The following is a 25,620-nucleotide window of genomic DNA, read 5'->3' on the forward strand; positions in this document are numbered from 1 at the left end:
CGATGGGAACCCCCGTGACTCTCGTCAAGGACTCCGCGGCCCCCACCCGGAAGCCCCGCCCCACCGCCCCCGCCGCCGGACCGCGGCGGGGGCGCCGGGAGAACCTCGCCGGCTACCTCTTCATGTCCCCGTGGATCGCGGGCTTCCTGCTCCTGACCGCGGGCCCCATGGTCGCCTCGCTCTACTTCGCCTTCACCGACTACAACCTCTTCAACAGCCCGAAGTGGGTCGGCTTCGACAACTTCACCAAGATGTTCGACGATCCGCGCTGGCAGAAGTCGGTCGAGGTGACGGCCAAGTACGTGATCATCGGCACCCCGCTGAAGCTGCTGCTCGCGCTCGGCGTAGCCCTGCTGCTGGCGCAGAGCCGCCGCGGCCAGGCCTTCTACCGGGCCGCTTTCTACGCGCCCTCGCTGATCGGCGCGAGCGTCTCGGTCGGCTTCGTCTGGCGGTCGCTGTTCTCCGACCACGCCGTCGTGGACCGCGCCCAGTCCGCCCTCGGCTTCCACGTCGGCGGCTGGGTCGGCAACGCCGACTGGATCCTGTACTGCCTGGTGGCGCTGACCGTCTGGCAGTTCGGCGCCCCGATGGTCATCTTCCTGGCCGGGCTCAAGCAGGTGCCGAAGGAGCTGTACGAGGCCGCCGAGATGGACGGGGCCGGGCCCTTGCGCAGGTTCTGGAACATCACGCTGCCGATGATCTCCCCGGTGCTGTTCTTCAACGTGCTCCTGGAGACCATCCACTCCTTCCAGATCTTCGGCTCGGCGTACGTCGTCTCCAACACCTACTGCGGTCCGGCCGACGCCACACTCGTCTACACCTGCTACCTGTACCAGCAGGGCTTCAAGAACTCCCAGATGGGCTTCGCCGCCGCGATGGCCTGGATGCTGCTGCTCGCCGTGGCGCTGGTGACGGCCGTCCTCTTCTGGTCCCAGAGGAAATGGGTGCACTACGAGGAGGACGCCCGATGAGCGCGACCACCACCGAACCCCTCAGCGGCGGCCTGGGCCGCAGACGGGCCGGCTCCCTCGTCTGGCACGTCGGCACCCTGCTGATCCTGGCCGTCATCCTCTACCCCGTGTTCTGGGTCATCGGCGCCTCGTTCAAGCCCAGCAAGGACATCATCAACAGCCTCCAGCTGTTCCCCGGTCACCCCATCCTGAGCAACTTCAAGGGACTGGCCGACGGCATCGCCGACATCTCGATCTGGACCTTCTTCCAGAACTCCCTCGTCTACGCGCTCGGTTCCGTCGTCGGGATCCTGATCTCCTGCTCGCTGACCGCGTACGCGTTCGCGCGGATCAGGTTCGCGGGCCGGAACCTGCTGTTCAGCCTGATGATCGGCACGCTGCTGCTGCCGTACCACGTGCTGCTGATCCCGCAGTACGTGATGTTCCAGAAGCTGGGCTGGATCAACACCTACGCCCCGCTGCTGGTCGGCAAGTACCTGGCCACCGAGGCCTTCTTCGTCTTCCTCATGGTGCAGTTCATGCGCAACCTGCCCCGGGAGCTGGACGAGGCCGCCCGCCTCGACGGGTGCGGGCACCTGAGGATCTACTGGTCGATCGTGCTGCCACTGTGCCGCCCCGCGCTCATCACCAGCGCGATCTTCACCTTCATCAACGCCTGGAACGACTTCATGGGCCCGCTGATCTACCTCAACGAGCCCGGCAAGTACACCGTCTCCCTCGGCCTGATGATGTTCCGCGACTCCGACGGCGTGGCCGCCAACTACGGCGGCATGATCGCCATGTCGCTGGTCGCGCTGCTGCCCGTACTGCTGTTCTTCCTCGCCTTCCAGCGGTATCTCATCGACGGCATGGCGACCTCCGGACTGAAGGGCTGAGGCGGTCGCCCATGGCCGAAGCACGCGTGAGAGCACGCAAGGAGTCCTGGTTCGCCGAGCGGTTCGGCGTCTTCGCCGAGTCCCTGCTGACCGGGGTGTGGATCGCCCTCGCCTCGCTCGCGGTCCTCACGTATCCGGCCGCCTTCGCCGCCGGTGCGCGGCACCTGCGGCGCCGGACGGCCCATCAGGGCGGCGGATGGCAGGAGTTCGCCGCGGACTTCCGGGTGGCCGTGCGCGGCGGCTGGGCCGTGGGGCTCGCCGGGTGGGTCGCGGTGGCCCTGGTGTGGGTGGACGTCCAGGCGGTGCGGGCCGGGCTGCCCGGTGGGCCGCTCGTCGGGGCCGTCGGGCTGTTCGCGCTGGTCGGCCTCGCCGTCGCCGGAATGCGCGCGGCGGCGGTGTGGACGCCGGGCGACTCCTGGCGCGCCCTGCTCGCGGCCGCCGGCCGCCGTACGGTCCTCGACCCCGCCGGATCCTTTCTGCTCGTCGGCGGACTGGTCCTCGTCGTCTGTTCCGCGCTGCTCGTCGCGCCGCTGGCGGTCCCCGTGCTGGGGGCCGTCGCGGCGGCGGCCGTCGCCGTGGAGGAGCGCTACCGGCACCGGTGAGCGGCGGTGCCCGCATCAGGCCGGCACCCTGGGCGCCGCTCGATCTGTCATGCCCCTGACCACTTGCATCGCGTGTGAAAGGAAAGGCTGGATCTCTCATGTCTCCCATTCCCCGCAGGTCCCTCCTGAAGGCGGCCGCCGTCGCCGGAGCCGCCGCCCAGTTCAGCTGGGCGCTGGGGGCGAGCGACGCGCAGGCCGCCCCGGGCGCCGGGGCCGCCGACGCCGACCCGGTGACCCTGGACTGGCTGGAGGACGGCGGGCTAGGTGCCGCGCCCGGCTCCACCGTCGGCGTGCCCTGGCCGATGGGCACGTACCAGGAGGACCAGACGTTCGCGCTGACGGACGAGGACGGCAAGGCCGTGCCCGTACAGTCCTGGCCGATCGCCCACTGGCCCGACGGCTCCCTGAAGTGGACCGCCCACGCGGTCGGTTCGGGCTCCGGGAAGCTCACGCTGAAGGCCGGCACGCCCGAGACCCCCGCCCAGAAGGTCACCGTCGACAAGAGCGGCGGCACCGTCGACGTCTCCACCGGCGTCATCACCGCGAGGATCGGCAAGAACGGCTCCACGCTGATCAAGTCCGTCAGCCGGGGTTCCACCGAGATCGCCAGGAACGGCCGCCTCGTGCTCATCCGCCAGCCGGAGGTGGAGGACGAGGACCAGGGCACCGTCAGGACCGAGCGGTTCGACGGCGCCATCTCCTCGGTCACCGTAGAGCAGGAGGGCCCGGTCCGCGCCGTCGTCCGCATCGACGGCAAACACCGCAAGGGCGACCGCGGATGGCTGCCCTTCTCCCTCCGGCTCTACTTCTACGCGGGCGCCGACTCCTTCCGCATGGTGCACACCATCACCTTCGACGGCACCCTGGAGCCCGGCAAGGCGAGCGGCGACTTCATCCGCGGGCTCGGCGTCCGCTTCTCCGTACCGATGCGGGACGCCGCCTACGACCGGCACATCCGCATCGGCGGCGAGGGCACCGGCCTGCTGCACGAGGCCGTCCAGGGCATCACCGGACTGCGCCGCGACCCCGGCCCCGCCGTGCAGGCCGCCCAGTACGCGGGCCGGAAGCTGCCCGACCCGTCCACCTGGGACCAGCGGGTCACCACCCGCCTGCAGTACATCCCGCACTGGGGCGACTACACCCTCTCCCAGCTCTCCGCCGACGGCTTCACCCTGCGCAAGCGCACCAAGAAGGGCTACGGCTGGATCGGCGCCGGTGGCGGCGGACGGGCCTCCGGATTCGGGTACGTCGGCGGGGCGAGCGGCGGATTCTCCTTCGGGCTGCGCGACTTCTGGGAGAAGTTCCCCGCCCAGCTCGACATCCGCGACGCCCACACCGACGAGGCCACCGTCACCCTCTGGCTCTGGTCACCCGAGGCGCAACCGATGGACCTGCGCTTCTACCACGACGGCATGGGCCAGGACACCTACGCCGAACAGCTCGAAGGCCTCAACATCACCTACGAGGACTACGAGCCGGAGTTCGGCACCCCCTACGGCATCGCCCGCACCTCCGAACTCCTCTTCTGGGCCAACGACTCCACCCCGAGCGCCGAGACGCTCGCCGACCAGGTCAAGGCCGTACGCACGCTGCCGCAGCTCGCCGCCCCGCCCAAGCAGCTCATCAAGGCCAAGGTCTTCGGCCCCGGCCTCTACTCCGAACCCGACCGCTCCACGGCCGCCAAGGCGAAGATCGAGGACCATCTCGACTTCCTCTTCACCTACTACAAGGACCAGGTGGAGATGCGCCGTTGGTACGGCTTCTGGGACTACGGCGACATCATGCACACCTACGACTCGGCGCGGCACGTGTGGCGCTACGACATCGGCGGCTACGCCTGGGACAACTCCGAGCTCTCGCCCGACCTCTGGCTCTGGTACGCGTATCTCAGAAGCGGCCGGTCCGACATCTTCCGCTTCGCCGAGGCGATGACCCGGCACACCGGCGAGGTGGACGTCTACCACATCGGCAAGTGGGCGGGCCTCGGCACCCGGCACGGCGTACAGCACTTCGCCGACAGCGCCAAGCAGCAGCGCATCGCCAACACCACCTACCGGCGCTTCTACTACTTCCTCACCGCCGACGAGCGGGTCGGCGACCTCATGCGCGCCAACGTCGACTCCGACGAGACCTTCCTCGTCCTCGACCCGCTGCGCAAGGTCCGCACCGACCCCTACACACCCGACCGGCACGCCCTGTCGATCGGCTTCGGCACCGACTGGAGCGGCCTGGTGTCGGCGTGGCTGACCGAGTGGGAGCGCAAGGGGCCCAAGTGGGAGAAGGCCAAGGCGCGCGTGCTGTCCACCATGGAGACCATCGCCGCCCAGCCCAACGGCTTCGTGCAGGGCAGCGGACTGTACGACCTCGACACCGGCAGGTTCGCCGTGGCCGGCACACCGGCGGTCTCCGTCTCCCACCTGTCGGCCGTCTTCGGCCTCAACGAGCTGTGCGCCGAGCTCATCCACCTGGTCGACATGCCGAAGTTCAAGGAGGCCTACCTCGACTACTGCCGCTACTTCAACGCCACCAAGGCGGAGCAGAAGGCCCGTTACGGCTCCGACTTCGGCACGCTGCTGCTCTTCCAGGGCCACTCGCGCCTCGACGCGTACGCCGCCGTCCAGACCGGTGACGAGACGCTCACCAAGCGCGCCTGGACGAAGTTCTACGGCTCCGACGGCTACACCGAGTCCTCCCCGTGGAAGACGGAGAAGCTGAGCGGCCCCGCCACCCTGGTCCCCGGCAGCGAGGCGAGCTGGGTGGCCACCAACGACACCGCGCTCTACGGCCTCGCGGCCATCGAGAACCTGGCCCTGCTCGGCGACAAGATGCCCTCCTAGGCCGTGTCCTAGGGCGCGATGGGGGGAGCGCCGTCGCACGGGCGGCGGCGCTCGCACCGCCGAGTGTGGTGCGTGTCACGGCGCACGGCATGAGTACCCGTACTCAGATCCCCGGGCACGCGCGCGTGCCCGGGCAGACTCTGCCCATGGACTGGACCCACTACCGCTTCCGCACCCTGTGGTCCCTGCCCGCGCCGCCCGCCGTGGTGTACGAAACCCTGGCCCGCGCCGAGGACTATCCCCTCTGGTGGCCCCAGGTCCGGACGGTGACCCGGCTCGACGACACCACCGGGGTCATCACCATCCGCTCCGTCCTGCCGTACGCCATGACCTTCACCGCCCGCGAACTGCGGCACGACCCGGCCGCCGGAATCATCGAGGCCGCCCTGGCCGGCGACATCGAGGGCCGGGCCCGCTGGACGGTCACCCCGGACGGCCCCGGCTGCCTGGCCCGCTACGACCAGGTGGTGGACGTGAACAAGCCGCTGCTCAGACGGCTCGCCGTACCGGGACGGCCCGTCTTCCGCGTCAACCACCGGCTGATGATGCGGGCCGGACGGCGCGGACTGCTCCGGTACCTGGAAGCGGTTTGAAGGAAGCCCGCGGGGACCTGTATTGTTCAGTGCGTTCCCGGGCGATTAGCTCAGTGGGAGAGCGCTTCGTTCACACCGAAGAGGTCACTGGTTCGAACCCAGTATCGCCCACCGGGAAAGAGCCGGTCCGCAAGCAGCGGACCGGCTCTTTTGATTGCCATGGGGGGCGTCTTGGGCAAGGGACAGGGCAAAGCGGGACCGAGAGTTGACGCGGCCGTGCGCCGGCGCCGGCTCCTCGGCCTGAGCGGAATCGTCCTCGCCGTGCTGCTGCTGGGCGGTGTCGTGACGGTGGGGTGGGCCCTCGGCACCACCGAGCGGGTCACCACGATGTGGGTCGGCGCGCGGATCTCCGCCGACGGCAGCGCCCGCATCACCGAGGTCATCGACTACGACTTCGGACACGACGGCACCGCCCGGCACGGCATCCACCGCGATCTGCCCGACCTGCCCTACGACGAGGACGAGGCCGAGGTCGCCGTCACCATGGACGGCGCCCGCGTCCCGTGGGAACTCACGGCAGGCGACCACTACCTCGAAGCGAACGGCCACCGGGAGATCGCCACCCGCATCAAGGTGGGCGACCCCGGCCGGACCGTCACCGGCCTGCACCGCTACCGCATCCAGTACAAGCTCCAGGGCGTGGTGAAGAAGGGCCGGCTCGCCTGGGACGCGGTGGGCACCGGATGGCGGGTCGACCGCGCCCGTATAGAGATCCACGCCGTCACGCCCTACCCCCTCACCGGCCTGAGCTGTGTCCAGGGCACCGAGGGCGCTCGCGGGAGCTGCGCGGCCACGCAGACCGAGCCCGGCCACCTCACCGTCCGGCTCGACCGGCTCAAGGGCAAGGAAGGCCTCACCCTGATCGCCGCCCGCGGTGCGGGAGACGCAGGGCGGACCGCCCTCCCCACACCGCCCACCGGGAAGGCCGTCGGCACGCCGCTGGCCCACCCCTTGCACACGGCCGGCTTCGCCACCACTCTCGCCCTGGCGGCCGCCGCCCTGACCGTCGTACTGCTCCGGCTCGCCGGCCGCGACCGCTACGCGCCGCTCCTTGCCGACGGGACCCCCGGCAAGGAGCGGCGCGTCGGACGCCGCCGGCTCACCGCCTCCCTCACCCCGAGCGCCACACCGCCCGACGACCTGACCCCGGCCCAGGGCGGCATACTGCTCGCCGAGCGGGTCGAGTCGCACCACCGGGTCGCCTGGCTGCTCGACACCGCCGCCGACGGACACCTCGCCCTGGACGGCGACGAGCAGGCCCCGGTCCTCAGCCGCCCGACCGACGCTCCCACGCCGACCGACCGGCTCACCCGGGATGTCCTGGGCCAGATGTTCACCGGCCGCTCCGAGTTCCGGCTCGACCACTACGACCGGAAGTTCCGCGCGGCCTGGACGACGCTCGACCACCGCCTGCACGAGTGGCAGACCGGCAGCGAACTGTGGACCGAGGGAAGCGTGGACCGCATCGGCAAGGTCCAGAGCTCCGGGCTCATCGCCGCCGTGCTCGGTCTCGTCGCCGCCCTCGTGGGCGCCGTTCTCGGCGGCGGGCGCCACCCGTCCGGGGAGCCCGTCCTCGCCGTGGGCGCCGTCGCCGTCGCCGTCGGCTCCGCACTGCTGTGCAACGGCTGGGAGCTGCCCTCCCGCACCGCCCGGGGCACCGACCTCTGGCTGCGCGTCGAAGCCTTGCGGCGCTTCCTGGCCGATCCGTCCCTCGTGCCGGACCTCGAACCGCTCGACGACCAGCAGGTGGAGCGGTGCACGGCCTGGGCGATGGCCCTCGGCCTGAGCGACCACTGGCGACAGGCCCTGGAGTCGGCCGCCGTGCCGACCCAGCGCCCCCATTCCCGGGCGGTAAGGCTCGGGCCCACGCTGGCCACCAGCCTCTTCGTCCTTGTGGTGGTCTCCCGCAGTGCCCCGTCCTCCAGCGGCTCCAGCGGTTCCGGCGGCAGTTCCTTCGGCACGGGCTCCTCGGACAGCGTCGGCGGTGGAGCCGGAGGCGGCGGAGGCGGTTCCTGGTGACCCCCGCGCCCCGCTCCTACGCCGCGGCCGACAGCTCCGGACGCAACGGCCAGTCCGTGCACACGGTCTCCTGCGAGCCGCTGCGCGCGAACCACGCCTGAAGGCCGCGTGCCTGCGCCGCGTGCCAGCCGACCTGGAGGGTGTGCAACTCGGTGGGGCTCAGCCGCTCCAGCCGGGCCGCGAAACGGCGCCCCACCGCCCGTACGACCTCCAGCGAGGCCAGCGCGTCCGCCGCCGCGTCGTGTGCGCCCTCCAGCGCCACGTCGTAGTGCGCGCACAGGTCCGTCAGCGTGCGGCGGCCCTTGCGGTAGCGGTCGAGGTGCTTGTCGAGGACCCGCGGGTCCAGCACCCGCAGCGGCGACGACTCGAACCAGCGGTCCAGCGACGAGGCCCGGTGCCGGCGCAACTCCCGGTCCAGCAGCGTCAGATCGAAGGGCGCGTTCATCACCACCAGCGGACGGCCCAGCGACGCGTGCTCCGCCAGCTCCTCCGCTATCTCGTACACCACCGGCGCCGGCCAGCGGCCGTTGCGCTGCAGGTGTTCCTCCGTCAGCCCGTGCACCGCCGTCGCCGCCTCCGGCACCGGCACACCCGGGTTCACCAGCCAGCGGGTCACCCGGGGCCGGGTGCCCGGGGCGTCCTGGACGACGACGGCGGCCGACACGATCCGGTCGGTCTCGACGTCCACGCCCGTCGTCTCCGTGTCAAAGGCGGCCAGGGGCCCCTCGTACCAGTTCGTCATGCGACCACAACTCCTCGTTCACCCACGGCAACTGACGCACCGTCTTCTGCCAGTTTGGTGATACCCGGGCTGTTTGCGCCGTACGCCGCAAGGACACAACAGGAGTACGGGTCTTTGCAGTTCAGCGGCCCGCAACGGGGAAACCCCTGGCGTGGAAGGCTGTTGGTCATGGCGATAGCGCAGCCCGAGCGGGGCGGGCTGCTGCCCGAAAGCATGGGCCCCCTTCGCGGCACACTCGCCACCACCGCCTGCATGGAGACACTGCAGGTGGGCTATCTGCACGCGGTCGCCGCGGCGGCCGGCTGCTCGCTGTCGCAGCCCTTCCCCGACAACGGCATCGACTGGCACGTCAGCCACAGCGCACCCGGGCACACGGTCGACGACGAGGTGACCATCAAGGTGCAGCTGAAGTGCACCTACCAGATCGCACCCAACCCCCCGGGCCGCTTCTTCTCCTTCACGCTCGACAACGGCCACCTGGCGAAGCTCGCCCGCACACCCGTCTCGGTGCACAAGATCCTGGTCGTGATGCTCGTGCCGAGGTCCCAGGACGACTGGCTGCGCGCCAGTCACGACCGCCTCGACCTGCGGCACTGCTGCTACTGGATCAACCTCGCCGGCCACCCCGTCACCGGGCGGCACCGCACCACCGTGCGGATACCGACCACGCGCATCTTCGACGACCGGGCGCTCTGCGAGATCATGACGCGGGTCGGGACCGGAGGCAGACCATGACGCACCGCCCCCTCGGCGAGCCGCTGCGGGCGGCCGGACCGCACCCCGACGGCCCGGCCGACGCCTCCTGGCAACGACCCCCCGACCCCGTCGACGTGGAACCGGCCGTCCTGAGCGCCCTGCTGCGCCGGCACGGCTGGCAGCGACGCGGCGGAGCCGTCGGACGCTACGGCCGCTGGACCCCGCCGGGTCCCGGCGGCAACGGCACCAGCCTGCTCGTGCCCGAGAGCCGCGCCTTCCCCGACAGCGACGACCTGCTGGGCGAGGCCCTCCTCGCCCTCGCCCGCAGCGACACTCCCTCCGCCCGTGAGGTGCTCGTCTCCCTCGCCGTCCCCAGCGACGAGATCCACTGGTGGCGGGACGTACCGGGCGGCCCCGCGGGCGCCGCCCCCTGGACCGTCGAGGAGCGGCTGCGCACCGCCGCCCGCCAGACCCTCCTCGCGGGCGCGCTGGCCGCCCGGGCGCGGGCGGGCTACCACGGTGCCCGGCACCGGCGGCCGGCCGCGGCGATGCTGGAGAACGTCCTCGTCGGCCCGGCCGCCTCGGGCCGCACCCTCACCGCCTTCGTCCCCGTCGGCGCCGGACGCCCCCTCGCCGTACGCCTCCACCAGGCTCTGTACGCCGCCCGCGAGGCCATCGACTACCAGCGGGCCACCGGTGGCATGGACGCCTTCGACGGCGCCGTCGAGGCGGGCGTCAGCCGCGAGCTCACCGAGGCCCTGATCACGCTCGTGCGGGGTACGGAGGGCGCCCGGATCGCCGTCGAGTGGGCGCCGGCCGCCGGTGTCCCCGAGGGCTGCGCGGCCTCGGCCGAGCCCGTCGAGTTCTCGCCCGGCGACCTGCCCGCCCTGCGCGAGGCCGGGGCCCGCTATCTGCGCGAGGAGCCCTCGGTGCCGGTGCGGCTCACCGGGGCGGTGGTCCGGATGCGCAGGTCGGGGCCGCGCGGCGAGGGCACCGTGCGTCTGCGGGTGATCGCCGGCGCCGAGGTGCCGCACGTCCGCGTCACGCTGGACGAGGAGGACTACCGCATCGCCGGGCACGCCCACCTCGTCGGCCTGCCGGTGCGGGTGCACGGGCGGCTGGAGAGCAGGGGCGGCTTCCGGCGGCTCACCGGCGCCGGCGGGGTCGTACCGGTGCAGGTGGACGAGGCGGAGCGGGACCAGCTGCTGAAGGCCCTGCACGAGACCGCGGAGAAAGAGGCCTTCTTCGAGGAGGAGTGCGGGTCCGAGGACTGAGAGTGACCGTTTCGCGGTCGGTGGCCCCGGGTCGGTACGATCCCACTCATGCGCGCGCTCCTGGTATGGCGCCGCACCCACCTTCAGTCAGGAGAGACCGGTGTCAGACGTCCGTGTGATCATCCAGCGCGATTCCGAGCGGGAAGAACGCGTGGTGACGACGGGCACTACGGCCGCCGAACTCTTCGCCGGCGAGCGCTCGATCATCGCCGCGCGGGTCGGGGGCGAGCTGAAGGACCTCGCCCACGAGCTCCGGGACGGCGAGACCGTCGAGGGCGTCGAGATCTCCTCCGAGGACGGCCTGAACATCCTGCGCCACTCCACCGCGCACGTCATGGCGCAGGCCGTGCAGGAGCTGTTCCCCGAGGCCAAGCTGGGCATCGGCCCGCCCGTCAAGGACGGCTTCTACTACGACTTCGACGTCGAGAAGCCGTTCACGCCCGAGGATCTCAAGGCCATCGAGAAGAAGATGCAGGAGATCCAGAAGCGCGGCCAGCGCTTCTCGCGCCGCGTGGTCACCGACGAGTCCGCCCGTGAGGAGCTGGCGTCGGAGCCGTACAAGCTGGAGCTGATCGGCCTCAAGGGCTCGGCCTCCTCCGACGACGGCGCGGACGTCGAGGTCGGCGCCGGCGAACTGACGATCTACGACAACCTGGACGCCAAGTCCGGCGAGCTGTGCTGGAAGGACCTCTGCCGCGGTCCCCACCTGCCCACCACCCGGAACATCCCGGCGTTCAAGCTGATGCGCAACGCGGCCGCCTACTGGCGCGGCAGCGAGAAGAACCCCATGCTCCAGCGCATCTACGGCACCGCCTGGCCGTCCAAGGACGAGCTGAAGGCGTACCTCGACTTCCTCGCCGAGGCCGAGAAGCGCGACCACCGCAAGCTCGGCAGCGAGCTGGACCTCTTCTCGATCCCCGAGCAGATCGGCTCCGGCCTCGCAGTCTTCCACCCCAAGGGCGGCATCGTCCGCCGCGTGATGGAGGACTACTCGCGGCGCCGCCATGAGGAAGAGGGCTACGAGTTCGTCTACACCCCGCACGCGACCAAGGGGAAGCTCTTCGAGACGTCCGGGCACCTGGACTGGTACGCCGAGGGCATGTACCCGCCCATGCAGCTCGACGAGGGTGTGGACTACTACCTCAAGCCCATGAACTGCCCCATGCACAACCTGATCTTCGACGCGCGCGGGCGTTCCTATCGTGAACTGCCGCTGCGCCTCTTCGAGTTCGGGACCGTGTACCGGTACGAGAAGTCGGGCGTCGTGCACGGCCTGACCCGGGCGCGCGGCTTCACGCAGGACGACGCGCACATCTACTGCACGCGTGAGCAGATGTCCGAGGAGCTGGACAAGACGCTCACCTTCGTCCTGGGGCTGCTGCGGGACTACGGTCTGACCGACTTCTACCTGGAGCTGTCCACCAAGGACCCGGAGAAGTTCGTGGGCTCCGACGAGGTCTGGGAGGAGGCGACGGAGACCCTCCGCCAGGTCGCGGAGAAGCAGGGGCTCCCGCTCGTGCCCGACCCGGGCGGCGCCGCCTTCTACGGCCCGAAGATCTCCGTACAGACCAAGGACGCCATCGGCCGCACCTGGCAGATGTCGACCATCCAGCTCGACTTCAACCTGCCGGAGCGCTTCGACCTGGAGTACACCGGTCCGGACGGCTCCAAGCAGCGCCCGGTGATGATCCACCGCGCCCTCTTCGGCTCCATCGAGCGGTTCTTCGCCGTGCTGCTGGAGCACTACGCGGGCGCCTTCCCGGCGTGGCTCGCCCCGGTCCAGGCCGTCGGCATCCCGATCGGGGACGCGCACGTGGAGTACCTGGAGAAGTTCGCCGTCGAGGCGAAGAAGAAGGGGCTGCGGGTCGAGGTGGACTCCTCCTCGGACCGTATGCAGAAGAAGATCCGCAACGCCCAGAAGCAGAAGGTGCCCTTCATGGTCATCGCGGGCGACGAGGACATGTCGGGCGGATCGGTGTCCTTCCGCTACCGCGACGGCTCCCAGGAGAACGGCATCCCGTTCGACGAGGCCATCGCCAAGATCGCGCAGGTCGTCGAGGAGCGGACGCAGGTCTGACCCGATGCGACGGCCGGGGCCCCCGGGGAGTTCACCTCCCCGGGGGCCCCGCGTCGTCCTCACCGAGTGCGAACCGCTGCATCAGCCACGACGAGAACGACCCCGTCACCGCGCCCAGCAGAGCCAGGCCGCAGGCCATCAGCACCACCGCCACCAGCCGCCCCACCGGTGTCACGGGGACGGCGTCGCCGTAGCCCACGGTGGAGAGGGTGGAGACCGCCCACCACGTCGCGTCGCCGAACGTACGGATCGACGCCTGCGGGACCGTGTGCTCGGCGTGGTACACGGCGAGGGAGGCGGAGAAACCGAGCAGCAGGGAGGACAGGCCCGCGTACAGCATCACCCGTGCCTGCAGGGACAAGCGTGGAGCGCCCTGGCGCCGCTGCTGGAGGGTGTCGTAGAGCCGCACCACGCGTACGGGCCGCAGCAGGGGCAGCAGTACGACCAGCGAGTCCATCCAGTGCCGGCGCACGAAGCCCAGTCCCTCGCCGCTCAAGCGCCAGCGCACCGCGTAGTCGAGGATGAACAGTGCCCAGGTCGCGTATGTCACGACCAGACACAGAGCGCGCACCGGCTCGGGCAGCCCCTCGCCGAGGACCCGCACCGCGTACGAGGCCAGAAAGAGCATGGAGGCCACACCGAGCGGGGTCCCCGCCCGCCGCTCCCAGCTGGCCGTACGGCTGTCGTCGTCCATCGGGCCAGCTTCGCCCCGGGCGGTTCTCCCCGAGCCCCGGCGACACGCCGCGAACGGGCGAAGCCATATGCTGCCTTGCATGACGAGTGAGCCGGAACAGCAGATCGGAGTGGGGACGCAGGACGCGTTCCAGCGCCTGTGGACGCCCCACCGGATGGCCTACATCCAGGGTGAGAACAAGCCGACCGGCCCGGGGGCCGACGACGGCTGCCCCTTCTGCTCGATACCGGCCAAGTCCGACGAGGACGGGCTGGTCGTCCGGCGCGGTGAGCACGTGTACGCGGTGCTCAACCTCTACCCGTACAACGGCGGCCACCTGATGACCGTGCCGTACCGTCACGTCGCGGACTACACCGATCTCACCGGTCCGGAGACCGCCGAGCTGGCCGAGCTGACCAAGCAGGCGATGACGGCCCTGCGCACCGCCTCCGGCGCCCACGGTTTCAACATCGGCATGAACCAGGGCACGGTCGCGGGCGCCGGCATCGCCGCCCATCTCCACCAGCACATCGTGCCCCGCTGGGGCGGCGACACCAACTTCATGCCGGTGGTCGGCCACACGAGAGTGCTGCCGCAGCTGCTGGCGGACACCCGGAAGATGCTCGCGGAGGCCTGGCCGACGGCCTGAGCGTCGGCCAGGGGCCCAGGCACATCAGCCCGTCCGGCATTTGCGGACGAGGCCGTCCAGGCCGAAGCGAGGGCCTGGGGGCGGCAGCCCTCAGACGCCCGCGACGCCCCCGGCCCCTCGGTCGAGCCGCCGGAGGCCTACGCGTCGTACAGGTCGGCCTTCTTCGGTGCCGGGTCCTGCACCTGGCCGCTGAGGAACGCCGACCGGGCCCCGAACTTCTCCACGTCCACGCCGTTCTCCCGCAGCACCCGGATCGCCGACGAGTGCACCACGCGCAGCACCGGCGTGGCGGCGCGCAGCGCGTCGTCGGCCATGAAGCGGTGCCGCCACGGCTTGTCCGCCCACACATGCCGCAGACCGAACGGCTCGGGCAGCCCGAGCGTCCCGCCGAGCCAGTTCAGGGCCGGCGGGTACCAGGTCAGCGGGGCGCGCGCGGTGAGCCGTACCACCTCGTCGGCGTCGACCAGCGGGAGCTTGATGGTGCGGGACTCCCACGGCTTGAGGGACTTCGGCACCGACTTCGTCGGCGCCTCCGGCTTCGAGGTGAACAGCGAGTGCACCGGGCCCAGCGCGTGCCCGGTCACCTCGATGCGCAGCGTCTCGTGCAGCACGGTCACGGTGATCAGCATGGTGATGATGAGCTGGCCGTCCCACAGCGTCCACTGCACCCCGAGGTAGTGCCGGTCGCCGCTGCCGAACTGCTGCTTGTTGCAGATGTCCTGTATGGCGTGCGACTTGACCTGGTACGCCTCGACGTCGGTGCCCTCCGGCCGGGAGACCGCCTTGGCGTTCTCGCCGATCGGCGTGACGATCCAGTGCCGTATCGAGGGCTTGGGGAAGCCGCCGGTGTTCAGCGGGCCGCGCTCCAGCATGCGCAGCTGGTCGTGGATGGAGCGTATGACGTCCCAGCTGCGGAAGGGGTGGATCTCCCGGGTCGGGTCGGCCGGGACCAGGTCCTCGGCGAGCTGCCAGGCGCCCCAGCGGGTGCCCATGCCGAGTATGCCCTTGGGCCCGGCGTAGAAGACGGAGTTGGACTGCTGCTCGGCGCTGAGTTTGGCGAGGGACTGGCGCAGTTGCTCGGCCGCGGTCTGCGCGGGGCTGCTGGGGACCGATTCGGGGATCTTGGCGCCGACGCTGCTGCCGGCGAGCAGGCCGTCCCAGCGGCCCCGGAGGTCCCGGGCGGTCTGTTCGCAGATCCGCTTGGCCCAGAACCAGCCCAGCACCGGGGCCACCGCGGCCGCTCGTCCGTACAGGGCCCAGAACCCGTGGAAGGGCATGCGCACCAGGAACAGCGCGGCGAGCGCGCCCACGGCGACGAGCAGAGTGGTGCCGAGGGCGCCGGCCCGCTTGTCGCTGAGCTTGGCGATGGTGGAGCGGATCTGGAAGACAAGCAGCCAGACCAGCAGCCCGGGCAGGAAGATCAGGCCGCACAGGACCATGACGGCGGTCAGCTTGTTGTCCCGCTCCCGGCGGATGGCGTTGGCCGCCAGGCAGTGCTCCACGACGACCTGGGGCTCGGTGCCGAAGGACTGGATGAGCGCGGCGCGGCCGGGAGCGAGCATGCGGTCCGCCACGGCCCGGGAGAAGGCCTCGCCGAGGTTCGGTTTGAACAGGGAGAACAGGCCGGCCTTGACGGTCGACTCGTGCCATTCGTTGTTGGCCTTGAGTATGTCCTCGACGGCGTTGTCCCGGTAGGCCGCCGAGGCCAGGGCGAACGTCGCCGCCTGGCTCTCGTCCCCCGAGATGGGCACCTGTGGCCCGTCCCACTCCGTTCCCACCGACATTCCCGCCCCCGATCGCCGCGGTCTCGCTTCTGCGGCCTTCCCGACTTCCTTGCTCCGCACACCTGTTGATCAGGTCTTCAGCGTATCCGCAGGCACCGACATTAGTCGGCGGACGGCCGAAGCCGCCCGCCGACGGGGTGGGAGCGGCACGTCTACGAGGCGTCCTTGGCCTCCTCGCGGACGCGTTCTGCGACCTGCGGCGGCATCGGTTCGTGCCGGGCGTACGCCCGGTTGAAGCGGGCGGTGCCGTGGGAGAGGGAGCGCAGGTCGACGGAGTACCGGCCGATCTCGATCTCCGGCACCTCGGCCCGTACGAGGGTGCGTCCGGTGCCCACCTGTTCGGTGCCCACCACCCGGCCGCGCCGCCCGGACAGGTCGCTCATCACGGCGCCCACGTAGTCGTCGCCGACCAGCACGGTGACCTCGGCGACCGGCTCCAGCAGATGGATCCGGGCGTCGGCGGCGGCCTCCCGCAGGGCGAGCGCGCCGGCCGTCTGGAAGGCGGCGTCGGAGGAGTCCACCGAGTGCGCCTTGCCGTCCAGCAGCGTGACCCGGACGTCGATGAGCGGGTATCCGGCGGCGACGCCCTTGGCGGCCTGGGCCCGTATGCCCTTCTCGACCGACGGGATGAACTGCCGGGGCACGGCACCGCCGACCACCTTGTCCACGAACTCGATGCCCGAGCCGCCGGGCAGCGGCTCCACCTCGATCTCGCAGATGGCGAACTGCCCGTGCCCGCCGGACTGCTTCACGTGCCGCCCGCGTCCGGCGGACTTGGCGGCGAACGTCTCCCGCAGCGAGACCCGGTGCGGTACGACGTCGACCTGGACGCCGTACCGGCTGCGCAGCCGCTCCAGGGCGACGTCCGCGTGGGCCTCGCCCAGGCACCACAGCACGACCTGGTGGGTGTCCTGGTTCTGTTCCAGGCGCATGGTCGGGTCCTCGGCGACCAGCCGGGACAGGCCCTGGCTGAGTTTGTCCTCGTCGGCCTTGCTGTGCGCCTGGATGGCCAGCGGCAGCAGCGGGTCGGGCATCTGCCAGGGCTCCATGAGCAGCGGGTCGTCCTTGGCGGACAGTGTGTCGCCGGTCTCGGCGCGGTTGAGCTTGGCCACACAGGCCAGGTCACCGGCGATGACGTGGCTCACCGGACGCTGCTGTTTGCCGAACGGCGTGGACAGCGCGCCGACGCGTTCGTCGACGTCGTGGTCCTCGTGCCCGCGGTCGGCCAGCCCGTGCCCGGAGACGTGCACCGTCTCGTCGGGGCGCAGGGTGCCGGAGAACACGCGGACCAGGGAGACCCGGCCGACGTACGGGTCGGAGGCGGTCTTCACGACCTCGGCGACGAGCGGGCCCTGTGGATCGCAGGGCTTCAGCTCGCGCGGCTTGCCGTCGACCGTGGTGACCCGGGGCGCCTCGCGCTCCAGCGGGGTGGGGAAGCCGCCGGTGATCAGTTCGAGCAGTTCGACCGTGCCGAGGCCCTGTTTGGCGCCCTCGGCCGCGGGGGCGGCGGCCAGGACCGGGAAGAAGGCCCCGCGCGCGACGGCCCGCTCCAGGTCCTCGATCAGCGTCTTGACGTCGACCTGCTCACCGCCGAGGTAGCGGTCCATGAGGGTCTCGTCCTCGCTCTCGGAGATGATCCCCTCGATGAGCCGGTTGCGGGCCTCCTCGATCCCGGGCAGCTGGTCCTCGCCCGGCTCGGACTCCTTGCGTTCCCCGGAGGAGTAGTCGAACAGCTTCTGCGACAGCAGCCCGGTCAGTCCGGTCACGGGCGCGTGCCCGTCGGGGGCCTGCGGGCCGCGCAGCGGCAGGTACAGCGGGAGTACGGCGTCGGGGTCGTCGGCGCCGAAGGCCTCCGCGCAGATCCGGGTCATCTCCTCGAAGTCCGCGCGGGCGGCCTCCAGGTGGGTGATGACGATGGCGCGCGGCATGCCGACGGCCGCGCACTCCTCCCACACCATCCGGGTCGAGCCGTCCACCCCGTCCGAGGCCGAGACGACGAAGAGGGCCGCGTCCGCCGCGCGCAGACCGGCCCTGAGTTCCCCGACGAAGTCGGCGTATCCGGGAGTGTCCAGCAGGTTGACCTTGAACCCGTCCCATTCGACGGGCACCAGGGAGAGCTGTACCGAGCGTTGCTGCCGGTGCTCGATGTCGTCGTAGTCGGAGACGGTGCCGCCGTCCTCCACGCGGCCCGCCCGGTTCAGGGCTCCCGCGGTCAGTGCGAGGGCCTCCACCAGAGTCGTCTTGCCCGATCCGGAGTGGCCGACCAGCACCACATTCCGTACGGACGTGGGGTGGTCGGCCGCCGTAGCCCTGCCGGCGGCCCCGGGATGTGTGTGCGCCTTGTCGCCCATGGTCCTGCCTCCCGTGCACGGTGAGGTCACTGTGGGCGCGGACACGCGGCACCGCGTGCACTGGCGGCTCCTGCGACGCCCGCGGTCCTTCGAGCTTTCCACTCCCGTCACGCTGCGTCCATACGAGGGACGTCGATCCCGTCACCGACGACGCGCCGCGAGCCGTGCGCCCGATCCGGTCACCGGCTGTGGGTGCCCGGCGGTCGCCGACGCGTGCGCGTGGCTACGATGGGCCAGCCGGAGGCCAGCAGGGGCCACGGCGACACCGACCGTCGGGAAGGCCATGCTGAACAAGTACGCGCGTGCATTCTTCACGCGTGTCCTCACGCCGTTCGCCGCGTTTCTCATCCGGCGGGGGGTCAGCCCCGACATGGTCACGCTCATCGGCACCGCCGGTGTGGTCGCGGGTGCGCTGGTCTTCTACCCCCGGGGCGAGTTCTTCTGGGGCACGGTCGTGATCACGCTGTTCGTCTTCTCCGACCTGGTCGACGGCAACATGGCCCGCCAGCTGGGCCGCTCCAGCCGCTGGGGCGCCTTCCTGGACTCCACGCTGGACCGGGTCGCCGACGGCGCGATCTTCGGCGGGTTCGCCCTGTGGTACGCGGGCCAGGGCGGCGACAACATCCTGTGCGCGGTGTCGATCTTCTGCCTGGCCAGCGGGCAGGTGGTGTCGTACACCAAGGCCCGCGGCGAGTCGATCGGACTGCCGGTCGCCGTCAACGGGCTCGTCGAGCGCGCCGAGCGGCTGGTGATCTCGCTGGTCGCCGCCGGTTTCTCGGGCCTGCACAAGTTCGGCGTCCCGGGCATCCAGGTGCTGCTGCCGATCGCCCTGTGGATCGTCGCCGTCGGCAGCCTGGTCACGCTCATCCAGCGGGTCGTCACGGTCCGCCGGGAGTCCGCCGAGGCGGAGGAGGCGGCGGCCCGGGAGAACGCGTCGCAGGGGAGCGAGGCGGCGCAGTGAGCGCCGGGGACCGGCTGACCGACGCGCTGTACGGCCTGGGCTGGAGCAGCGTGAAGAGGCTGCCCGAGCCGGTCGCCGTACGGCTCGGGCGGACCATCGCCGACCTCGCCTGGAAGCAGCGCGGCAAGGGCGTCCAGCGGCTGGAGAGCAACTACGCGCGCGTGGTGCCCGACGCGAGCCCGGAGCGCCTGGCCGAGCTGTCGCGGGCGGGCATGCGCTCGTACCTGCGCTACTGGATGGAGTCCTTCCGGCTGCCGGCCTGGAGCGCCGAGCGGATCAGGACCGGCTTCGAGGCCAAGGACCTGCACTTCCTCACCGACGGTCTCGCCGCGGGCAAGGGCGTCGTCCTCGCGCTGCCCCACCTGGCCAACTGGGACCTGGCCGGCGCCTGGGTCACCACCAAGCTGGAGAGACCGTTCACGACCGTCGCCGAGCGCCTGAAGCCGGAGAGCCTGTACGACCGGTTCGTCGCCTACCGCGAGGGCCTCGGCATGGAGGTGCTGCCGCACAGCGGCGGCTCCGCGTTCGGCACGCTGGCCCGGCGGCTGCGCGAGGGCGGCCTGGTCTGCCTGGTCGCCGACCGCGACCTGTCCGCCTCCGGGGTGGAGGTGCGGTTCTTCGGCGAGACGGCGCGGATGCCCGCCGGTCCCGCCCTGCTCGCCCAGCAGACCGGGGCGCTCCTGCTGCCCGTCACGCTCTGGTACGACGACTCGCCCGTCATGCGGGGCCGGGTCCATCCCCCGATCGAGGTGCCCGAGGCAGGTACCCGGGACGAGAAGACGTCTGTCATGACACAGGCGCTGGCCGATGCCTTCGCCACCGGTATCGCCGACCATCCGGAGGACTGGCACATGCTGCAACGGCTGTGGCTCGCGGACCTCGACCCCGCGAAGGGGACCTCGTGAGAATCGGCATCGTCTGCCCGTACTCCTGGGATGTGCCGGGCGGCGTTCAGTTCCACATCCGAGACCTCGCCGAGTACTTCATCCGGCTCGGTCACGAGGTCTCCGTGCTCGCCCCCGCCGACGACGACACCCCGCTGCCGCCGTACGTCGTCTCGGCCGGCCGCGCGGTGCCGGTGCCGTACAACGGCTCGGTGGCCCGGCTGAACTTCGGGTTCCTCTCGGCGGCCCGGGTGCGGCGCTGGCTGCACGACGGCGCCTTCGACGTGATCCACATCCACGAGCCGACCTCGCCGTCGCTGGGCCTGCTGACCTGCTGGGCGGCGTCGGGCCCGATCGTGGCCACCTTCCACACCTCCAACCCGCGCTCGCGGGCGATGATCGCCGCCTACTCGATCCTGCAGGCCGCGCTGGAGAAGATCAGCGCCCGGATAGCCGTGAGCGAGTACGCCCGCCGCACGCTCGTCGAGCACCTCGGCGGGGACGCGGTGGTGATCCCGAACGGCGTCGACGTGGATTTCTTCGCCAAGGCCGAGCCCAAACCCGAGTGGCAGGGCGACACCATCGGCTTCGTCGGGCGCATCGACGAGCCCCGCAAGGGCCTGCCCGTGCTGATGAGGGCCCTGCCGAAGATCCTTGCCGCCCGCCCGCGGACCCGGCTGCTGGTGGCCGGGCGGGGCGACGAGGAGGAGGCGGTCGAGACGCTCCCCGCCGAACTGCGCTCGCGCGTGGAGTTCCTCGGCATGGTCAGCGACGAGGACAAGGCGCGCTTCCTGCGCAGCATCGACCTGTACGTCGCGCCCAACACCGGCGGCGAGAGCTTCGGCATCATCCTCGTGGAGGCCATGTCGGCGGGCGCGCCCGTCCTCGCCTCCGACCTGGACGCCTTCGCCCAGGTCCTCGACCAGGGGGCCGCGGGCGAACTGTTCGCCAACGAGGACGCCGACGCCCTCGCCGAGGCCGCCGTCCGCCTCCTGGCGGACCCCGGCCGCCGCGCCGAACTCCGCGAACGGGGCAGCGCCCATGTGCGCCGCTTCGACTGGTCGACGGTCGGCGCGGACATCCTCTCCGTGTACGAGACGGTGACGGCCGGCGCCGCGGCGGTGGCCGCCGACGACCGGGCCACGGGGCTGCGGGCACGGCTGGGCCTGGCGCGGGACTGAGCCATGCAGGCGAGGGCGGGCCCATCCAGCCCGTCCGGCGCTTGAGGACGAGGCCGTCCTGGCCGAAGCGGGGGTCTGGGGGCGGCAGCCCCCAGGCACGGCCACGCCAACGCGCCGCACGACCCCCGGCCGACCCAGCGGAGCGCCCCGGTAGCCTTGCCGCCCGTGACCGCAACCCTGATCTGGATCCTCGTCGCCCTCGTGGCGATCGGTCTCTACCTGAGCTGGACGGCGGGCCGGCTGGACCGGCTGCACGCACGGATCGACGCCGCCCGTGCCGCGCTCGACGCGCAGTTGCTGCGGCGGGCCTCCGTGGCGCAGGAGCTGGCGACCTCGGGCGTCCTGGACCCGGCCGCGTCGATCGTGCTGTACGAGGCCGCCCACGCGGCCCGGCAGGCGGAGGAGGAGCAGCGGGAGGTCGCCGAGAGCGAGCTGAGCCAGGCGCTGCGGGCGGTGTTCGCCTATCCCCAGCAGGTCGAGGCGGTCCGTGAGGCCCCCGGCGGGGAGGCCGCGGCCCATGAGCTGACCGAGGCGGTACGCCGGGTTCCGATGGCCCGGCGCTTCCACAACGACGCGGTGGGAGCGGCCCGGCGGCTGCGGGAACACCGCAAGGTGCGCTGGTTCCGGCTGGCCGGACACGCCCCTTTCCCGCTGGCCTTCGAGATGGACGACGAGCCGCCCGCGGCCCTGGTGGACCGGGCCGCGTAGGCAGTCCGTTCGAAAAAGGATCCACCGGCTCACCATTGGCCCTTGCTGTGGCCTGGTCCACTCACGTTTCCTCAGGGTGAAGAGCCCCCCTTTCACTCAGTGAGGTCACTCCGTGTCCACCACGATCCCCACCCCCGCCCAGACCCCCGAGACCGGCACCGCGCGCGTGAAGCGCGGTATGGCCGAGCAGCTCAAGGGCGGTGTGATCATGGACGTCGTCACGCCGGAGCAGGCGAAGATCGCCGAAGACGCGGGCGCCGTCGCCGTCATGGCCCTGGAGCGGGTCCCGGCCGACATCCGCAAGGACGGCGGCGTGGCCCGCATGTCCGACCCGGACATGATCGAGGGCATCATCGACGCCGTCTCGATCCCGGTCATGGCCAAGTCCCGCATCGGCCACTTCGTCGAGGCCCAGGTCCTGCAGTCGCTCGGCGTCGACTACATCGACGAGTCCGAGGTGCTGACCCCGGCCGACGAGGTCAACCACTCCGACAAGTGGGCGTTCACCACCCCCTTCGTCTGCGGCGCCACCAACCTGGGCGAGGCCCTGCGCCGTATCGCCGAGGGCGCCGCGATGATCCGCTCCAAGGGCGAGGCCGGCACCGGCAACGTCGTCGAGGCCGTCCGCCACCTGCGCCAGATCAAGAACGAGATCGCCAGGCTGCGCGGCTACGACAACAACGAGCTGTACGCCGCCGCCAAGGAGCTGCGCGCGCCGTACGAGCTCGTCAAGGAGGTCGCCGAGCTCGGCAAGCTTCCCGTGGTGCTGTTCTCCGCCGGTGGCGTGGCCACCCCGGCCGACGCCGCGCTGATGCGCCAGCTCGGCGCCGAGGGCGTCTTCGTCGGTTCCGGCATCTTCAAGTCGGGCGACCCGGCCAAGCGCGCCGCCGCCATCGTCAAGGCCACCACCTTCTACGACGACCCGAAGATCATCGCGGACGCGTCCCGCAACCTCGGCGAGGCCATGGTCGGCATCAACTGCGACACCCTCCCCGAGACCGAGCGCTACGCCAACCGCGGCTGGTAACCCCTCATGAGCACTCCTGTCATAGGCGTCCTGGCCCTCCAGGGCGACGTACGGGAGCACCTCATCGCCCTGGCCGCGGCCGATGCCGTGGCCAGGCCGGTGCGGCGCCCCGAAGAGCTCGCCGAGGTCGACGGCCTCGTCCTCCCCGGCGGCGAGTCCACGACCATCTCCAAGCTGGCCGTCCTCTTCGGAGTGATGGAACCCCTCCGCGCGCGCGTGCGCGACGGCATGCCCGTCTACGGCACCTGCGCGGGCATGATCATGCTCGCCGACAAGATCCTCGACCCGCGTTCGGGCCAGGAGACGATCGGCGGCATCGACATGATCGTGCGCCGCAACGCCTTCGGACGGCAGAACGAGTCCTTCGAGGCGGCCGTCGACGTCGAGGGTGTCGACGGCGACCCCGTGGAGGGCGTCTTCATCCGCGCCCCCTGGGTGGAGTCCGTCGGCGCCCGGGCCGAGGTGCTCGCCGAGCACGACGGCCACATCGTGGCGGTCCGCCAGGGCAACGCGCTGGCCACGTCGTTCCACCCGGAGCTGACGGGCGACCACCGTGTGCACTCCCTGTTCGTCGACATGGTGCGCGCGTACCGGACAGCCGAGTCCTTGTAGGATCTGCGGGGGTACCTTCCACGCTCTCGGAGCGCTGGGGGAGTTCGGTACAGGATGGGTTACGCGAAGGAGACAGGCAGATGTCCGGCCACTCTAAATGGGCCACGACGAAGCACAAGAAGGCCGTGATCGACGCCAAGCGCGGCAAGCTCTTCGCGAAGCTGATCAAGAACATCGAGGTCGCTGCGCGCATGGGCGGTGTCGACCTGGACGGCAACCCGACGCTGTACGACGCCGTGCAGAAGGCGAAGAAGTCGTCGGTTCCGAACAAGAACATCGACTCCGCCATCAAGCGCGGCGGCGGTCTCGAGGCCGGTGGCGCCGACTACGAGACCATCATGTACGAGGGTTACGGCCCGAACGGCGTCGCGGTGCTCATCGAGTGCCTCACCGACAACCGCAACCGCGCCGCCTCCGACGTCCGCGTCGCCATGACCCGCAACGGCGGCTCGATGGCCGACCCCGGTTCGGTGTCCTACCTGTTCAACCGCAAGGGCGTCGTCATCGTCCCCAAGGGGGAGCTGACCGAGGACGACGTGCTCGGCGCCGTCCTGGACGCGGGCGCCGAGGAGGTCAACGACCTCGGTGAGTCCTTCGAGGTCATCAGCGAGGCCACCGACCTGGTCGCGGTCCGCACCGCCCTCCAGGACGCCGGCATCGACTACGACTCCGCCGACGCCAACTTCGTCCCGACCATGCAGGTCGAGCTGGACGAGGAGGGCGCCAAGAAGATCTTCAAGCTGATCGACGCCCTCGAGGACAGCGACGACGTGCAGAACGTCTTCGCCAACTTCGACGTCAGCGACGAGGTCATGGAGAAGGTCGACGCCTGAGCCGACGCTCATCTTCGAACGGGCCGACGGGACACACCCGTCGGCCCGTCGCCGTGTCGGCCGTTGTCAGTGGCACCCGATAGCCTGCACAAACAGGCGATCGAGAGGGAGGGGGCGCGGTGCGCGTACTCGGGGTGGACCCCGGACTGACGCGATGCGGCGTCGGCGTCGTCGAAGGGGTCGCGGGGCGCCCGCTCACCATGCTCGGCGTCGGTGTCGTGCGCACTCCGGCGGACGCCGAGCTGGGGCACCGCCTCGTCGCCATCGAGCAGGGCATCGAGGCCTGGCTGGACGAACACCGGCCCGAATTCGTCGCCGTGGAGCGGGTGTTCAGCCAGCACAACGTCCGTACGGTGATGGGCACCGCCCAGGCCAGCGCCGTCGCCATGCTGTGCGCCGCCCGCCGCGGCATCCCCGTCGCCCTGCACACCCCCAGCGAGGTCAAGGCCGCCGTCACCGGCAGCGGTCGCGCCGACAAGGCGCAGGTCGGCGCCATGGTCACGCGTCTGCTCCGGCTGGCCGCACCGCCCAGACCCGCCGACGCCGCCGACGCCCTGGCACTCGCCATCTGCCACATCTGGCGCGCCCCCGCCCAGAACCGACTCCAGCAGGCCGTCGCCCTGCACACATCGAAAGGCCGTACGGGATGATCGCCTTCGTGAGCGGACCGGTCGCCGCCCTCGCCCCCGACTCCGCGGTGGTCGAGGTGGGCGGCATCGGCCTCGCGGTCCAGTGCACGCCCAACACCCTCTCGGGCCTGCGGATGGGCAAGGAGGCCAAACTGGCCACCTCCCTGGTCGTCCGCGAGGACTCCCTGACGCTGTACGGCTTCGCCGACGACGACGAGCGCCAGGTCTTCGAGCTGCTGCAGACCGCGAGCGGGGTCGGACCGAGACTCGCCCAGGCGATGCTCGCGGTGCACACCCCGGACGCGCTGCGCCGGGCCGTCGCCACCGGTGACGAGAAGGCCCTGACCGCCGTCCCCGGCATCGGCAAGAAGGGCGCCCAGAAGCTGCTGCTGGAACTGAAGGACCGCCTCGGCGAGCCGATCGGCGCCCCCGCGGTGGGCGCGCCCGTCACCCAGGGCTGGCGCGACCAGCTGCACGCCGCGCTCATCGGCCTCGGGTACGCCACCCGCGAGGCCGACGAGGCGGTGACCGCGGTGGCCCCGCAGGCCGAGGCCGCCGGGGGGACGCCCCAGGTGGGGCAGCTGCTGAAGGCCGCCCTGCAGACCTTGAACCGCGCCCGCTGACCGACCACCACCCCGAGGC

The 25,620-nt window shown here is 71.1% G+C and carries 22 protein-coding genes, 1 tRNA gene and 1 pseudogene; 20 read left to right on the forward strand and 4 right to left on the reverse strand.

Annotated elements, in window-relative coordinates; genetic code table 11:
• Positions 1-2 precede the first annotated feature (2 nt).
• The 7 genes from ACZ7L0_RS32165 to ACZ7L0_RS32195 all read left to right on the forward strand — a co-directional run bounded on the left by ACZ7L0_RS32165 (position 3) and on the right by ACZ7L0_RS32195 (position 7,897).
• Entirely contained in the window at positions 3-971 is a 969-nt protein-coding gene (locus ACZ7L0_RS32165; protein ID WP_471246044.1) for a carbohydrate ABC transporter permease, read from the forward strand.
• Positions 968-1,846, forward strand: a complete 879-nt coding sequence (locus tag ACZ7L0_RS32170; protein WP_471246045.1) for a carbohydrate ABC transporter permease — start codon at positions 968-970, stop codon at positions 1,844-1,846. The genes ACZ7L0_RS32165 and ACZ7L0_RS32170 overlap by 4 nt, the downstream gene beginning before the upstream one ends.
• Positions 1,847-1,857: 11 nt before the next feature.
• Positions 1,858-2,448, forward strand: a complete 591-nt coding sequence (locus ACZ7L0_RS32175) for a hypothetical protein (RefSeq protein WP_471246046.1) — start codon at positions 1,858-1,860, stop codon at positions 2,446-2,448.
• A 98-nt stretch (positions 2,449-2,546) separates the two neighbouring features.
• Entirely contained in the window at positions 2,547-5,285 is a 2,739-nt protein-coding gene (locus ACZ7L0_RS32180) for an exo-rhamnogalacturonan lyase family protein (protein ID WP_471246047.1), read from the forward strand.
• Positions 5,286-5,431: 146 nt separating this feature from the next.
• A complete protein-coding gene (locus ACZ7L0_RS32185; RefSeq protein WP_471246089.1) occupies positions 5,432-5,878 on the forward strand; it encodes an SRPBCC family protein in 447 nt (148 codons plus the stop codon).
• 39 nt (positions 5,879-5,917) lie between these two features.
• Positions 5,918-5,989 (forward strand) — tRNA-Val (locus ACZ7L0_RS32190).
• A 105-nt stretch (positions 5,990-6,094) separates the two neighbouring features.
• Positions 6,095-7,897: a DUF2207 domain-containing protein gene (locus ACZ7L0_RS32195; RefSeq protein ID WP_471246048.1), complete on the forward strand. Its 1,803-nt coding sequence runs from the start codon at positions 6,095-6,097 to the stop codon at positions 7,895-7,897.
• 16 nt (positions 7,898-7,913) lie between these two features.
• Here ACZ7L0_RS32195 and ACZ7L0_RS32200 read toward each other — a convergent pair whose 3' ends face one another.
• Positions 7,914-8,639 carry an exonuclease domain-containing protein gene (locus tag ACZ7L0_RS32200; protein WP_471246049.1) on the reverse strand — a complete coding sequence of 242 codons (726 nt, stop codon included), beginning with the start codon at positions 8,637-8,639 and terminating at the stop codon, positions 7,914-7,916.
• A 168-nt stretch (positions 8,640-8,807) separates the two neighbouring features.
• Between ACZ7L0_RS32200 and ACZ7L0_RS32205 the strand changes: the two genes are divergently transcribed.
• From ACZ7L0_RS32205 to thrS, 3 genes are all read left to right on the forward strand, one after another.
• Positions 8,808-9,374: a DUF4365 domain-containing protein gene (locus tag ACZ7L0_RS32205; protein ID WP_471246050.1), complete on the forward strand. Its 567-nt coding sequence runs from the start codon at positions 8,808-8,810 to the stop codon at positions 9,372-9,374.
• Positions 9,371-10,609, forward strand: coding sequence for a hypothetical protein (locus ACZ7L0_RS32210; protein WP_471246051.1), 1,239 nt, complete (start codon positions 9,371-9,373; stop codon positions 10,607-10,609). The genes ACZ7L0_RS32205 and ACZ7L0_RS32210 overlap by 4 nt, the downstream gene beginning before the upstream one ends.
• A 100-nt stretch (positions 10,610-10,709) precedes the next feature.
• Complete coding sequence (thrS, locus tag ACZ7L0_RS32215) at positions 10,710-12,686, forward strand: threonine--tRNA ligase (RefSeq protein ID WP_471246052.1); 1,977 nt, start codon at positions 10,710-10,712, stop codon at positions 12,684-12,686.
• Between the two features lie 31 nt (positions 12,687-12,717).
• Here thrS and ACZ7L0_RS32220 read toward each other — a convergent pair whose 3' ends face one another.
• Complete coding sequence (locus ACZ7L0_RS32220) at positions 12,718-13,380, reverse strand: potassium channel family protein (RefSeq protein WP_471246053.1); 663 nt, start codon at positions 13,378-13,380, stop codon at positions 12,718-12,720.
• A gap of 67 nt (positions 13,381-13,447) precedes the next feature.
• Between ACZ7L0_RS32220 and ACZ7L0_RS32225 the strand changes: the two genes are divergently transcribed.
• The gene (locus ACZ7L0_RS32225; protein WP_471246054.1) at positions 13,448-14,008 is read left to right on the forward strand and encodes an HIT family protein; all 561 of its coding nucleotides are present in this window, start codon (positions 13,448-13,450) and stop codon (positions 14,006-14,008) included.
• Between the two features lie 137 nt (positions 14,009-14,145).
• Here ACZ7L0_RS32225 and ACZ7L0_RS32230 read toward each other — a convergent pair whose 3' ends face one another.
• Together ACZ7L0_RS32230 and ACZ7L0_RS32235 are read right to left on the reverse strand one after the other, a co-directional pair.
• Positions 14,146-15,792, reverse strand: a complete 1,647-nt coding sequence (locus ACZ7L0_RS32230; protein WP_471246055.1) for a hypothetical protein — start codon at positions 15,790-15,792, stop codon at positions 14,146-14,148.
• Positions 15,793-15,944: 152 nt separating this feature from the next.
• Positions 15,945-18,143, reverse strand: a complete 2,199-nt coding sequence (locus ACZ7L0_RS32235; protein ID WP_471246056.1) for an elongation factor G-like protein EF-G2 — start codon at positions 18,141-18,143, stop codon at positions 15,945-15,947.
• A 228-nt stretch (positions 18,144-18,371) separates the two neighbouring features.
• On the opposite strand from ACZ7L0_RS32235, the pseudogene pgsA reads away from it, so the two are divergent.
• From pgsA to ruvA, 9 genes and pseudogenes are all read left to right on the forward strand, one after another.
• Positions 18,372-19,104 (forward strand): annotated as a pseudogene (gene pgsA / locus ACZ7L0_RS32240) (phosphatidylinositol phosphate synthase).
• Positions 19,101-20,009 (forward strand): phosphatidylinositol mannoside acyltransferase, encoded by a 909-nt coding sequence (locus tag ACZ7L0_RS32245; RefSeq protein ID WP_471246057.1) that lies wholly within the window; start codon positions 19,101-19,103, stop codon positions 20,007-20,009. The pseudogene pgsA and the gene ACZ7L0_RS32245 overlap by 4 nt, the downstream one beginning before the upstream one ends.
• Complete coding sequence (locus tag ACZ7L0_RS32250) at positions 20,006-21,169, forward strand: glycosyltransferase family 4 protein (RefSeq protein WP_471246058.1); 1,164 nt, start codon at positions 20,006-20,008, stop codon at positions 21,167-21,169. Before ACZ7L0_RS32245 ends, ACZ7L0_RS32250 begins: the two co-directional genes overlap by 4 nt.
• Positions 21,170-21,334: 165 nt before the next feature.
• Positions 21,335-21,877: a LemA family protein gene (locus ACZ7L0_RS32255; protein WP_471246059.1), complete on the forward strand. Its 543-nt coding sequence runs from the start codon at positions 21,335-21,337 to the stop codon at positions 21,875-21,877.
• 112 nt (positions 21,878-21,989) lie between these two features.
• A complete protein-coding gene (pdxS, locus tag ACZ7L0_RS32260) occupies positions 21,990-22,904 on the forward strand; it encodes a pyridoxal 5'-phosphate synthase lyase subunit PdxS (protein WP_471246060.1) in 915 nt (304 codons plus the stop codon).
• Positions 22,905-22,910: 6 nt separating this feature from the next.
• Complete coding sequence (gene pdxT / locus ACZ7L0_RS32265) at positions 22,911-23,516, forward strand: pyridoxal 5'-phosphate synthase glutaminase subunit PdxT (RefSeq protein ID WP_471246061.1); 606 nt, start codon at positions 22,911-22,913, stop codon at positions 23,514-23,516.
• A gap of 80 nt (positions 23,517-23,596) precedes the next feature.
• On the forward strand, positions 23,597-24,349 hold the full coding sequence (locus tag ACZ7L0_RS32270; protein ID WP_471246062.1) for a YebC/PmpR family DNA-binding transcriptional regulator: 753 nt from the start codon (positions 23,597-23,599) through the stop codon (positions 24,347-24,349).
• A 119-nt stretch (positions 24,350-24,468) separates the two neighbouring features.
• Positions 24,469-24,999: a crossover junction endodeoxyribonuclease RuvC gene (gene ruvC / locus ACZ7L0_RS32275; RefSeq protein WP_471246063.1), complete on the forward strand. Its 531-nt coding sequence runs from the start codon at positions 24,469-24,471 to the stop codon at positions 24,997-24,999.
• The gene (ruvA, locus tag ACZ7L0_RS32280) at positions 24,996-25,601 is read left to right on the forward strand and encodes a Holliday junction branch migration protein RuvA (RefSeq protein WP_471246064.1); all 606 of its coding nucleotides are present in this window, start codon (positions 24,996-24,998) and stop codon (positions 25,599-25,601) included. Before ruvC ends, ruvA begins: the two co-directional genes overlap by 4 nt.
• Positions 25,602-25,620 lie beyond the last annotated feature (19 nt).

The sequence above is a fragment of the Streptomyces sp. NPDC039424 genome, assembly GCF_055639495.1.